Source organism: Streptosporangium sp. NBC_01639 (genome assembly GCF_045209755.1).
Taxonomy (GTDB): Bacteria; Actinomycetota; Actinomycetes; order Streptosporangiales; family Streptosporangiaceae; genus Streptosporangium.
This window is the reverse complement of sequence record NZ_CP109272.1, coordinates 5,725,905-5,737,846: the sequence shown is the minus strand read 5'-3', so window position 1 is coordinate 5,737,846 and position 11,942 is coordinate 5,725,905. Positions and strand designations below refer to the sequence as shown.

Sequence of the window (11,942 nt, the reverse complement as noted above, 5' to 3'; positions counted from 1 at the left end):
CGCGGCCACCGCGGCCGCGACCGTCCGGTCAGCGCACCGGAAGCGGGGGCTCGGCCGGGTCGTCCGCGGGTCCGTCCACGAGCCGGCCCGCGGACCACACCCGGCCGACGAGGACGACGATCACGGTCAGGGACGCGAACGCGCCGAACCCGGCGGCCACGGCCACCCCGCCGTAGAGGGTGATCTTGTGCCGGTCGCGGTGGACCACCTGCACCGGGATCGCTCCCCTGCCCAGCGGGCGGGCGGGGTCGTGGCCGGCGGCCCCCTGCGCGGTGAGGGTGTGGCGGGAGATCCTGGCCGCCTCGGCGAGGGCCCGGGGGGCGTTGACCACGCCGAAGCCCATACCGGTGTCGTAGCCCCCGGCCGGCCGCCGGACCGCCCCGGTGGTGAGCGCCTGCGCGACCAACGCGGGCGACATCTTTGGATATCTCGCTTTGATCAGTGCGGCGACTCCCGAGACGAGCGCGGTCGCCTGGGACGTACCGCGGCCGACCCAGTACGCGTCGCCGGGCCCCGCACCCAGGATGTCCACGCCGGGCGCGGCCACCAGGACGGAGGGGTTCCAGTTGGAGAACGAGGCCCTGCGCAGCCCGCGGTCCGCCGCGGCGACCGAGACCACCCCGGGGAAGGCCGCCGGGTAGGAGTAGGGGGCGTAGCCGGTGGAGTCGGGCTTGCCCGCCCCGTCGTTGCCCGCCGCCGCGACGAGCACGACGCCCCGCGAGATCGCGTAGCGGATCGCCGCCCGCTCCTCCTTGGTCGCCAGCTCCTTGGAGATCGACATGTTGATCACGTCCGCGCCCTGGTCCACGGCGTACCTGATGCCCTGGGCCACCACGTTCTCGAACCGCTCGGCGGTGTTGAACTCCCGGAACCCCGGTTCCTCGTCCTCCAGGATCACCCGGACCGACAGCACCCTCGCCTTGGGGGCGACGCCGACCACACCGTCCGCTCCCCGGGGCCCGTGCCCATGACCGGAGATGAGCGACGCCATGTAGGTCCCGTGCAACCGCAGAGGGGTGACTCCCGGCGGATTGGCCCCCGTGGTGAAGTCCTTGCCCACGGTCACCGAGCCTGCCAGGTCTCGGTGGCCGGGGTCCACGCCCGAGTCCAGCACCGCCACCGTCACGCCCCTGCCCTCGGAGATCCGCCAGGCACGGGGCAGGTCGAGGGTCCGCAGCACCTGGCGCTGGCTCCCCCGCACGTCGTCGGCGTGCGCGGCGGATACCGGCCCCAGCCCGATCAGGACCAGCACCATGGCGGCACCGGCCCACCTCAGCACCGCCACTCCTCGGAGAGGCAGTCGGGACGCATGGGCGTGGTCAGGTCGGCGAGGACCCGGTCGGCGATGTCACCGGCGAAGGCGAACATGGTCGGCCGCTGCTCCCCGACCGCCTTGCCGGGACGGCCGTCGGTCTGGCCGATCGTGGTCATCACCACGTACGGCCCGCCCTGCCGTACCAGACTGCTCTGCCGTCCCGCCGCGGTGAAGCGGTCGGTGACCGTGCCGGGGAAGGCCAGTGCCCGCAGGCCCGGGGAGGGACGGCCGCCCCTGGGCAGCGCCGCCCTGGCCTCGGCCGCGCCCGCCTCCCCCGGGAAGGCCGCCACGCCGACGGTGACGACGATGCCCTGGAGCGCGTCGATGTAGGTGGCGCGCAGGATGCCCCGGCAGCCCGCCCGCCGCAGCGCACCCGCCAGTTTGGTGTCCACGCCTCTGTCGCAGCGGGTCTCGGGCGAGATGCCCACCCGATGGGCACTCTCCTCGCCGCCCTGTTCGGCGGCGTAGCTGACGGCGTCGGGGAAGATCCGCCCCGCGGGCCACACCTGCCAGCGCAGGGCCATCTCGTCGACGGCGGCACGATCCAGCTCCGCCTGGCTGGGACCACGCGTCAGCTCCGCTCCGGCGGTGCTCGAAGCCACCCAGGCCATCGCCGCGCAGATCAAAGTCAACACGGACGCCGCGGCCAGCATCGGCCACGGTGGCCGTCGCTGACCTGGGGCTCCGTTCACGCCCTCGACCTTAATGCGGGGAGGAGGGTGTCATCTGCCGTTCCGTCTTGATCCGGCATATCGGAGATTCCCTCCCGACGGGGGACGACCGGCGCCCGCCCCGCGCGCCCAAACGACACGGCGCCCCGCGGAGCGGTGCTCCGCGGGGCGCCGGGCGGCAGACGGCTAGTAGGCCGGCAGGCTCGGGTCGACCGTCTTGATCCAGCTCAGCACGCCGCCGCCGAGGTGGACCGCGTCGGAGAAGCCGGCGTTCTTGACGATCGCCAGGACCTCCGCGGACCGGGCACCGGACTTGCAGTGGAGAACGATCCGCTTGTCCTGCGGGAGCTTCTCCAGCGCGGAGCCGTTGAGGAACTCGCCCTTGGGGATGAGCACCGCACCGGGGATGGAGACGATCTCGTACTCGTTCGGCTCGCGCACGTCGATGACGTAGATGTTCTCGTCGGCGTCCTGCAGGGACTTGAGCTCGGCCGCGGTGATCGTGGACCCGGAGGCCGCCTCCTGGGCCTCCTGGGAGACCGCGCCGCAGAACGCCTCGTAGTCCTCCAGGAGCTCGGTGACCGTCGGGTTCTTGCCGCAGAGCACGCACTCGGGGTCCTTGCGGACCTTGACCGTGCGGTAGTTCATCTCCAGGGCGTCGTAGATCATCAGACGGCCGACCAGCGGCTCCCCGATGCCGGTGAGAAGCTTGATGGCCTCGTTGACCTGGATGGAGCCGATCGACGCGCAGAGCACGCCGAGCACGCCGCCCTCGGCGCAGGAGGGGACCATGCCGGGGGGCGGGGGCTCGGGGTAGAGGCAGCGGTAGCAGGGGCCGTGTTCGGACCAGAAGACGCTGGCCTGGCCGTCGAAGCGGTAGATGGAGCCCCAGACGTACGGCTTGCCGAGGAGGACGGCCGCGTCGTTCACCATGTAGCGGGTGGCGAAGTTGTCGGTGCCGTCCACGATCAGGTCGTACTGAGAGAAGATCTCCATGACGTTGTCGGTGGTGAGCGCCGTGTTGTGGACGACCACGTCGACCAGCGGGTTGATCTCCCTGACGCTGGCCGCGGCGCTCTCCGCCTTGAGGCGGCCGACGTCCGACTGGCCGTGGATGACCTGACGCTGCAGGTTGGACTCGTCGACCACGTCGAAGTCGATGATCCCGAGCGTGCCCACGCCCGCGGCCGCGAGGTACAGCAGCGCGGGGGAGCCCAGACCGCCGGCGCCCACACAGAGCACCTTGGCGTTCTTCAGGCGCTTCTGCCCGGCCATGCCCACGTCGGGGATGATCAGGTGGCGCGAGTAACGGCGCACCTCGTCGACGGTCAGCTCGGCTGCCGGCTCTACCAGCGGTGGCAACGACACAGTTCTGCTCCCGTTTCAGGGGGTCTTGAGAGGGCGTGCTGAGCGCAGCACACACCACTCACAACCTAATGCGGTGCCTCAGTCATTCCCAATCGGGACGGAGGCAGTCTCGGCGATCAGGCTCCGCGCCTCCCGGGCGACTCTCCGGGGCAGCTCCATCTGCGCCACGTGCCCGGCGTCGGGCAGCAGCACCAGCCGCACCCGGGGGAACGTCCGCCCGGCCCGCGCGGCCATGCGCGGGTTGACGAGCCGGTCATGGCGGCCGTGGATGACCAGTGTGGGCGCGGTCACCGCGGCCGCCTGCCGCCACAGGTTCTCCTCGCCGCGCCGGAAGTACTCGGTGACGAGACCTCGCGCCGAGCCGACCAGTGCGGCCGCCGCGTACGGCAGGCCGTCCCTGCGGCGCAGTTCCTCGGCCGCCTCCCGGAGTCGCTCCGGATGGATCCGGCCGAGGTCGGCGTAGCACATGCCCAGCGTGGCGTTGAGCCTGCGCTCGGCGGGCAGGGCGCTCAACTGCGTCGCGGCCCACTCGCCCAGCCTCGGCACCGCCGACAGGGCCACCCGCGCCGGGCCGTACCTGGGGAGCAGGTCGGGCAGGGCCGGTGAGATGAGCGTGAGCGAGCGGACCAGCTCCGGACGGGTCGCGGCGACCCGTACGGACACCGCACCGCCCATGGAATTGCCGAACAGGTGAACCGGCCCCTCGGCGACCCGCTCGATGAGCGCGATGACGGTTCTGCAATAGGCGTCGACGGAATAGTCCCCGCCGGGATCCTCCGGTGAGTGTCCCGCTCCGGGCAGGTCGATCGCGTGACCGGTGACCATGTCGGACAGTTCGCCCATCAGATCGGTCCAGTTGGTCGCCGAGCCCGCGAGACCGTGCACGTATACGGCGGTCTCCCGGGCCCCGGGCGGGGTCGACCGCACGTGGATCCGCTGCTCTCCCAGACTGATCAGCTCACCCGGCCAGATCGGGATCGGCTCCATGCTCCCCACGTCCTTCCGTCCTCCCCTGCTCGCCTCCACTCCGACGATAGCCGCCCGCCGCAGGTCCGCCTACCAAAAACGACATTAAAGACATTTAGCAGCAAAACAATTAATAAGAGTCTAACATTGTCGATAAAGAGATAAGCTAAGAGTAAAAGCCGCCAATCTCCGTTTGTCCCCCAACGTGGGCGGAAATCAAGACTGCGAGGGATGGACCTTTATGGACCATCCAGGGCATTTTCCAATTACTCCGGAAAATGTCAGTGAGGGCAACCGATCCTTTCAAGGGGGAAACGCAATGCCCATGTTCAAGAGCGTCTTTGCAGGACTCGCGATCAGCACCGCGCTGGCCGGCGGAGTCGTCGGCCTCGGCGCGGCGACCACCATGACCGCCGCCAACGCGGCCGTGGCCCAGACCACCATCGTCGGCTTCCAGACCCACTGCGGCGGCGGCTGCGGCGGCGGCCATGACCGCCGCTACGAGCGCAGGCACTTCAGGCTGAGGATCTTCACCAACAACCGCAACCACAACGACGTCCGGGGCGACAACGACCAGGCGCAGGCTCAGCGGCAGTTCCAGTGGGACCGTCGCGAAGACGGCCGTAGGGGCGGAGGCGGAGGCGGGGGCGATGTCGCCGCTCCTCCCGTCGGTGGCGGCCTGTAGTCACCCAGCCGGGACCGCGCTCCAGTCGGGGCACGGCGCGTGGTCGGCACATCCGACCACCTGCGGGCCGGATCCACGGTCGCAATGAGCTCGGACCCATGGCGGGAGGGCCGGGCGCCCGCATTCTCCGCGACCGTCGTCATCCGCGAGAAGACGACGGTCGCGGAAAGAACGCGGGCGCCTCGGAAAAGGCCCAGGGAACCGGCGCTCAGCCGATGGTGAAACCGGTTGTCCACGGCATTTCGGATGGGGGCTTCGCGACTTCCAGAGCGCGGGGCCCCCATTCCATGGAGAGCACGGCCGACCGGCGAGCCACTCGTGCCCGACGGCCACCCCCGGGGAGACGTCATTCTCCCCTGCACCATTTCAGTCGGCAGGCTCCGGCCGGAATTCCACCCCTCCCGCGTCCTTGCCTGCCTTTTCCCTGCGACCCCGGCACCGGCAGTCGGAAGGGCCGTGGCATGAGCCTGAACCCCTCTATCGCGAGGGTACTACCCCTGCATGCCACCTTCCTGGTCGATAAAGAGATAGCCGGTATTAAAGGCAAAAAATCTCCGTTTATCGTCCGATATGACTGGAAATCAAGTCTCTGGGGGATGGACCGTTACGGACCATCCGCGACATTTCCCAGCCACTCTGGGAAATGTCAGCGAGGGCAACAAATCCTTTCAAGGGGGAAACACAATGCCCATGTTCAAGAGCGTCTTTGCAGGACTCGCGATCAGCACTGCACTGGCCGGCGGAATCGTCAGCCTCGGCGCGGCGACCACCATGACCACCGCCAACGCGGCCGTGGCCCAGACCACCATCGCGGGCTTCCAGACCTGCGGCGGCGGCTGCGGCGGCGGCTGGGGCGGCTGCGGCGGCTGCCGCCACGACCACCGTCGCGAGCACCACCGTTTCAGGCTGCGGATCCACACCAACAACGACAACCGCAACGTCGTCCGGGGCGACAACGACCAGGCGCAGGCTCAGCGGCAGTTCCAGTGGGACCGGGAAGGCGAGGACTGACCAGTCCGAACGCCAGCGTGTGGTCAAGACGTCTGACCACACACGACCGGCGCATGGTCGCGACGAACTCGAGCCCAGAGCGGAAAGACCGAGCGCCCGCGTCCGCTGAGACCGTCGCTTTCGACAGTAAGGCGGCGACCACACAGCGGACACGGACACCTGGGAATGGGCTCGAGAACCCGGCGCTCAGCCGAGGATGACACTGATCGTTCACGGCATTCCGGGTGGGGCTCCGCGGCTTTCGAAGCGCGGAGCCCCTACTCCACGGAAAGCGCGTTTAGCCACCGATGCATTCATGCCGAGCGGCATGCTTTTCCTTTACGAGAGGCCATCTCTCCACATCCTTTCTATGCCGCCCGGCGGGCTCGGCTGACATCTTCTCCCTACCGGCGCATTTTTCGCCGCGTCCTTTATCGACGGCTTAGACGTCGGCGCGCAGCGTGGCCGTCAGGCCGCCATGCGACCCTTCTTCCGCTGGGACGACCTCCCTAAAAAAACCTTCGCCATCGACAAAAATATGATCGAGACTAAAAGCCGCCAGCCCCCGTTTACTGTCCCACATCGAAGGAAATCAAGTCTAAGAGGGATGGACCGTTACGGTCCGTCCAGGGCATTTTCCAATCACTTTGGAAAATGTCAGTGAGGGCAACAAATCCTTTCAAGGGGGAAACACAATGCCCATGTTCAAGAGCGTCTTCGCGGGACTCGCAGTCAGCACCGCGCTGGCCGGCGGGATCATCAGCCTCGGCGCGGCGACCACCGCGACCGCCGCCAGCGCAAGCGTGGCCCAGACCACCGTCGTCGGCTTCCAGACCTGCGGCGGCGGCCACAGGCGCTGCTGCTGCGGCGGCCACGAGCACCGCTGCGACCGCCGTCACGAGCGCTTCAGGTTGCGGATCCACACCAACAACGACAACCAGAACTTCGTCCGGGGCGACAACGACCAGGCGCAGGCCGAGCGTCAGTTCCAGTTCAACCGGCAAGACGAGGACTGACCAGTCCGAACGCGGCACGTGGTCGAGTCGGCTGACCACGCGCGACCGGCGCACGGTCGCGACGAACTCCGGCCCAGGGCGGAAAGGCCGAGCGCCCGTGTCCACTGAGAACACCGTCGACCGCAAGAAGGCGGCGCAGGAGAACACGGGCACCTGGAAACAGGCTCACAATTCCGGAGGCAGCCGGCGGTGACACCGTTCACCGACGGCGCTCCGGGACGGGGCTCCGCGGCTTTCACAGCGTGGAGCCCCAACCCCCGGCAAACGCATTCCGCTGGCAGGCACCCACACTGTAAGACATATGTCCCCCCGACGGGAAAACCCTCCCCCTCGGCAGGATCCGCAGGCTTCGTTCCTCTCCGGCCGCCTTTCATCGTACCTTTCGTGCGCTTTTCTCCTCTTTGCGCCTCTGACCGTATTACGGCCGTCAGACGGGTCGGCGACCTCTCCCCTATCGAGAACCCCGGCGGAGCGACACCGCCGGGGATATCAGGCGTTGGCGGAAACTCACCCGATATTAAAATCTAGCAATCTCTGTTTATTGCCCGATATGGACGGAAATCAAATATGTGACGGATGGGCCACCGTGGACCATCTACGACATTTCCGGATAGTTATGAAATGTCGGGGGAGCACCATTTCCACAAGGGGGAAAGCAATGCCCACGATCAAGAGCGTCGTCGCAGGACTCGCGATCAGCACCGCCCTGGCCGGCGGAATCGTCGGCCTCGGCGCGGCGACCACCATGACCACCGCCAACGCGGCCGTGGCCCAGACCACCATCGCGGGCTTCCAAGCCCACTGCGGCGGCGGCTGCGGCTGGCGGCGCTGCGGCTGCGGCGGCGGCTGCCACCGGGGCTGCCACCACCGCCGCGAGCACTTCAGGGTGCGGGTCATCACCAACAACCACAACACCAACATCGTCAGGGGCAACAACGACCAGAGGCAGGCTCAGCGGCAGTTCCAGTGGGACCGCGAGGACGCCGCCGAGCGTGCCGCGCTCGCCGAGGGCGGTCTCTGACCTTCCAGCCGGATCACACCTTGAGCTGAGCGCGGTAGGTGGCCGAGACGTCCGGCCACGCGTGAGCGGACCACGGGCATGACGAGCTCCGGCCCATAGGCGGGAAGGGCCGGGCGCCCGTATATCCACCGCCGACCGCCACCATCCACGAGATGGCAACGGCCCGGCGAGCAATACGGGCATATCGCGGAAAGCGCATAATCCGCGCCTCGGTCAGGGTGACATCGGCTGTCAACCGTATTAAGGACGGGGGCTCCACGGCTTTCGAAGCGTGGAGCCCTCATTCCATCGGAAACCGATGACCCGACCGGCGCTCATGCCGGACGGCGCGACTTCCTTCCGCGGGAAACCGTCTTCTCCCCGGCGCCCTGATCACTCACCGGCTCGGCCGGCTCCTCGTCCCGGGCCGGCGTCCTCCTGCCGCTCCCTTTCTTCGCCGCCTCGACACTGGCCCGCAGCGCGGCCATCAGATCGGCCGGCGGGCCCTCGTCAACCGGAACCTCGGCGGGGACGACCTCCCTGCCTTCGATCTTCGCCTCGATGACCTCCTGGAGCGCCTCCCGGTAGGCGTCCTTGTAAATCGAGGGGTTGAAGTCCGCGACCATCGTCTCGATCAGCGACTCCGCCATCCGCGCCTCCTGGGGCCGGACATCGACCCCCTCCTCCAGAAACGCGAAGTCCGCGACACGCACCTCGTCCGGCCAGAGCATGGTCTCCAGCAGGAGCACCCCGTCCCGGACCCGGAGCGCCGCGAGCGACTCGCGCTGCCGCAGCGCGACCTTGACGACCGCCACCAGACCGGACCGCTCCAGCGTGTCGCGGAGCAGCACGTACGGTCTGACCCCGGCATCGTCCGGCTCCAGGTAGTAGGCCTTGTCGAGCATGATCGGATCGATCTGGTCCGCGGGGGTGAACTGGAGCACCTCGATCCTGCGCGAACTGGACAGCGGCAGGTCCTCGAAATCGTCGTCGGCGAGCACGACCATGTCACCGCTCGGGAGTTCGTAGCCCTTGGCCACGTCGGCGAACGGGACCTCCTCCTCGCACACCTGACAGACCCGCCGGAACCGGATCCGGCCCGCGTCCTCCCCGTGCACGAGATGGAAGGCGACGTCGCGACGCTCCGTCGCGCCGAACAGCCTGACCGGGATCGTGATCAGCCCGAACGAGACCGTGCCTTTCCAGATGCTCCGCATGGCATCTCCCTACCTTGGAGCTTCCACTGATTTTCGCACACGAGTTCGGAAGTGTTGTCGTACAGCCGGAAACACTTACCAACGAGGCAGGTACCCGTCATGGCGGATCCGATGCCGTGCCTTTTTCGGCAGGCGGGTCCGGACGCCGTACGCTTGGCGGTGTCCAGTGTTCGCAGGAGAACGGAGGCAGGGCGATGCCGGAGATGGGTACGCGCAGCGAAGAGCCCGACGACGCCCTCTCCGCGGAGATCGGCATCGAGACACCGGAGGCCGACGCGGCCGAACAGCACCGCCCGGTGCGTGAGGAGGCCTCCGACCGGCCCGGGGAGACCTCGGCCGAGACGCCGGAGGCCGACGCGGCCGAGCAGAGCCGGACGGTGAACGAGGACGGCCCGGAATGGCCCGACCACATCCCGCTTGAGGCCGACCCCGCGGACACCGCCGAGCAGAGCCGTACGGTGGAGACCGGCGAGGACGACTACCGCTGATACCAGCGGCCCGGGTTACCCACGCGTAGGATGACTCACGACAACAGGAGCACCCGCGAGGAGAACACTGTGACCGCTACCCCGGACGCCAAGCCCCGGGGCACCCGGCTGCCCCGGCTGGCCCGTCGCCGCCAGCTGCTCAGCGCGGCGCAGGAAGTCTTCGTGGAGAACGGCTACCACGCGGCGGCGATGGACGACATCGCCGAACGGGCCGGGGTGAGCAAGCCGGTGCTCTACCAGCACTTCCCCGGCAAGCAGGAGCTCTACCTGGCCCTGCTCGACCTGCACGTGGACGACATGATCGCTCGCTGCCGGGACGCCCTCGCCTCCACCACGGACAACAAGCAGCGGGTCCAGGCCGCGATCGGCGCCTTCTTCGACTTCGTCTCCAACCAGGGCGAGGCGTTCCGCCTGGTCTTCGAGTCCGACCTGCGCAACGTCGCCCCGGTCCGCCAGCGGATCGAGCGCAACCTGCGCGAGAGCGCCGAGATGATCAGCCAGGTCATCCAGGAGGACACCGGCTGCTCAAGCGACGAGGCCCGCCTGCTGGGCGTCGGCCTGGTCGGCATGGCCGAGGTCAGCGCCCGATACTGGATAAGCAGCAACGGCTCCATTCCCAAGGACGCCGCCACCCAGCTCATCGCCCGCCTGTCCTGGCGCGGCATCTCAGGCTTCCCCCGCACGACCGCCGACCACTGACGGATGGGCGGCGCCTGTTCGCTTGGCGCGATCAACCGGCGCGTCGCGCGCCCGATGGGGCGACCATGGGACGAGCAGCCCTCGTCGAAAGGGAGCACGATGGAAATCAAAATCGGTGTGCGCTCCGTGCACCGTGAGCTCGTAGTGGAGACCGATCTCTCGGCCGAACAGGTCGAGGAGGAGCTCGGCAAGGCGGTCTCCATGGACCGCGGCATCTTCGGCATCACCGACGTCAAGGGCCGCAGGGTCCTCGTCCCCATCTCGTCTCTCGGCTTCATCGAGATCGGCGAGGAGGAGGCCAGGACCGTCGGTTTCGGCGGCACCCTCTAGAAAATCCCGTACGGCCCGCGCCAGGTCGCCGATCCCCCGGCGGCCATGGCGCGGGTCGCGGGACGGCTCAGCCGCCGGAGCAGCCGTCCCGCTCGTCCAGCCCGCAACCGCGCGGGCGACGGGCCCGGCGGACGCGGTGCCGGCCCAGGCTGATGGCCGGGCAGTCCGCTCCGCCCCTGCGTAACACGGCGCGCGAGCTCCAGGGATTCGGCCCACATCTCGTCAAGGAACTGCCATAGCGGCGCGAGGCCCTCATATCTCGCACGGTACAGCCGTTCGGCGCTTCCACGCTGCTCTATTCGGCAGACCTGTCCCGCCACGCCTCCGGGAGGCGCCCACGAGGAACCGGACCACGCCTCAGGGGCCCGGGGTCAGCCCCATCGCCGCCATCCGCCTGCCGTGCGCCTCGGTCAGCCGGGTGAACATCCGGGTGATGTCCTCCCCCGCCGCATCCACCAGCAGCTTCGCGAGCTCCGGCCGGGCCGCCGCCACCTGCCGGCCCTGGCTCAGCGTCTCCCCCACCATCCGCCTGGCCCACAGCGCCAGCCGTCCACCCTGCGTGGGGTCTTCCTTGAGGGCCGCGAGCACCCGCTCCACCGCGAACTGCGACCGCCCCTCGTCCGCGAGCACCTCCTCGACGAGCTGCCGCGTCGCGGCGTCCACACGGGCGGCCGCCTCACGGTAGAAGTCAAGCGCGATCCCGGTGCCGATGTACGCCTTGACCAGAGCCTCCAGCCAGTCTCGCGGCGCGGTCTGAGTGTGCCAGTCGTCCAGCGGCCCGACGAAGGGAGCCATCGCCTCCTCCGGATCCACCTCGAGCGAGGCGAGCCGGTCGTGGAGCAGCCGGAAATGGGCGTATTCGGCAGCGGCCAGATCACCGAGCGCGGCCCGGTCGCCCAGCGACGGGGCGTGCCGGGTGGCATCCTCCGCGAGACGCAGGAAGGCTGTCAGCTCGGCATAGGCGAGCACACCGAGCAGGTCGGCGACGCCGGCCGGGGAATCACTCATACACGCAGCCTACGAGCTACCGGGTGCGGACATCCTCCGAGTTGACTCACCCGGCAATTGAGCAGGAATATCAAGAAATCGGTTCCGCGTTGTGGTATCGAGTACACTGCTCTGAGAAAGTGCGACCGCACTGTGTTAATCCGGGGGAATCTGCTCTCGGACGCCCCCGAAGTCGGTGTGACGCCGCAG

At 68.5% G+C, this 11,942-nt stretch carries 13 protein-coding genes; 7 read left to right on the top strand and 6 right to left on the bottom strand.

Translation table 11 applies throughout. The features are described 5' to 3' along the window. Positions 1–28: 28 nt before the first annotated feature. The 4 genes from OHA77_RS26300 to OHA77_RS26285 form a co-directional block, all read right to left on the bottom strand. Positions 29–1,279, bottom strand: a complete 1,251-nt coding sequence (locus OHA77_RS26300; protein WP_406312128.1) for a S8 family serine peptidase — start codon at positions 1,277–1,279, stop codon at positions 29–31. Beyond that, positions 1,273–2,007, bottom strand: coding sequence for a hypothetical protein (locus OHA77_RS26295; protein WP_406312127.1), 735 nt, complete (start codon positions 2,005–2,007; stop codon positions 1,273–1,275). The genes OHA77_RS26300 and OHA77_RS26295 overlap by 7 nt, the downstream gene beginning before the upstream one ends. Positions 2,008–2,172: 165 nt before the next feature. Further along, a complete protein-coding gene (moeZ, locus tag OHA77_RS26290) occupies positions 2,173–3,354 on the bottom strand; it encodes an adenylyltransferase/sulfurtransferase MoeZ (protein ID WP_406312126.1) in 1,182 nt (393 codons plus the stop codon). Positions 3,355–3,432: 78 nt separating this feature from the next. Next, the gene (locus tag OHA77_RS26285) at positions 3,433–4,341 is read right to left on the bottom strand and encodes an alpha/beta fold hydrolase (RefSeq protein ID WP_406312124.1); all 909 of its coding nucleotides are present in this window, start codon (positions 4,339–4,341) and stop codon (positions 3,433–3,435) included. Positions 4,342–4,639: 298 nt separating this feature from the next. Here OHA77_RS26285 and OHA77_RS26280 point away from each other — a divergent pair, with 298 nt between their 5' ends. The 4 genes from OHA77_RS26280 (at position 4,640) to OHA77_RS26265 (ending at position 8,032) form a co-directional block, all read left to right on the top strand. Next, positions 4,640–5,005: a hypothetical protein gene (locus tag OHA77_RS26280; protein ID WP_406312123.1), complete on the top strand. Its 366-nt coding sequence runs from the start codon at positions 4,640–4,642 to the stop codon at positions 5,003–5,005. 684 nt (positions 5,006–5,689) lie between these two features. Further along, positions 5,690–6,016, top strand: a complete 327-nt coding sequence (locus OHA77_RS26275) for a hypothetical protein (protein WP_406312122.1) — start codon at positions 5,690–5,692, stop codon at positions 6,014–6,016. Positions 6,017–6,690: 674 nt separating this feature from the next. Next, complete coding sequence (locus tag OHA77_RS26270) at positions 6,691–7,011, top strand: hypothetical protein (RefSeq protein WP_406312121.1); 321 nt, start codon at positions 6,691–6,693, stop codon at positions 7,009–7,011. Between the two features lie 658 nt (positions 7,012–7,669). Beyond that, positions 7,670–8,032: a hypothetical protein gene (locus tag OHA77_RS26265; RefSeq protein WP_406312120.1), complete on the top strand. Its 363-nt coding sequence runs from the start codon at positions 7,670–7,672 to the stop codon at positions 8,030–8,032. A gap of 314 nt (positions 8,033–8,346) precedes the next feature. Here OHA77_RS26265 and OHA77_RS26260 read toward each other — a convergent pair whose 3' ends face one another. After that, entirely contained in the window at positions 8,347–9,228 is an 882-nt protein-coding gene (locus OHA77_RS26260) for a Ku protein (protein WP_406312119.1), read from the bottom strand. Between the two features lie 194 nt (positions 9,229–9,422). Here OHA77_RS26260 and OHA77_RS26255 point away from each other — a divergent pair, with 194 nt between their 5' ends. The 3 genes from OHA77_RS26255 to OHA77_RS26245 all read left to right on the top strand — a co-directional run bounded on the left by OHA77_RS26255 (position 9,423) and on the right by OHA77_RS26245 (position 10,745). Beyond that, complete coding sequence (locus OHA77_RS26255) at positions 9,423–9,716, top strand: hypothetical protein (protein WP_406312118.1); 294 nt, start codon at positions 9,423–9,425, stop codon at positions 9,714–9,716. Between the two features lie 69 nt (positions 9,717–9,785). Next, positions 9,786–10,415 carry a TetR/AcrR family transcriptional regulator gene (locus OHA77_RS26250; RefSeq protein WP_326825559.1) on the top strand — a complete coding sequence of 210 codons (630 nt, stop codon included), beginning with the start codon at positions 9,786–9,788 and terminating at the stop codon, positions 10,413–10,415. A gap of 99 nt (positions 10,416–10,514) precedes the next feature. After that, entirely contained in the window at positions 10,515–10,745 is a 231-nt protein-coding gene (locus tag OHA77_RS26245) for a DUF3107 domain-containing protein (protein WP_326825560.1), read from the top strand. Between the two features lie 357 nt (positions 10,746–11,102). Here the strand turns inward: OHA77_RS26245 and OHA77_RS26240 are convergent, their stop codons facing one another. Then, entirely contained in the window at positions 11,103–11,753 is a 651-nt protein-coding gene (locus tag OHA77_RS26240) for a ferritin-like fold-containing protein (protein WP_406312117.1), read from the bottom strand. Between the last annotated feature and the right edge of the window lie 189 nt (positions 11,754–11,942).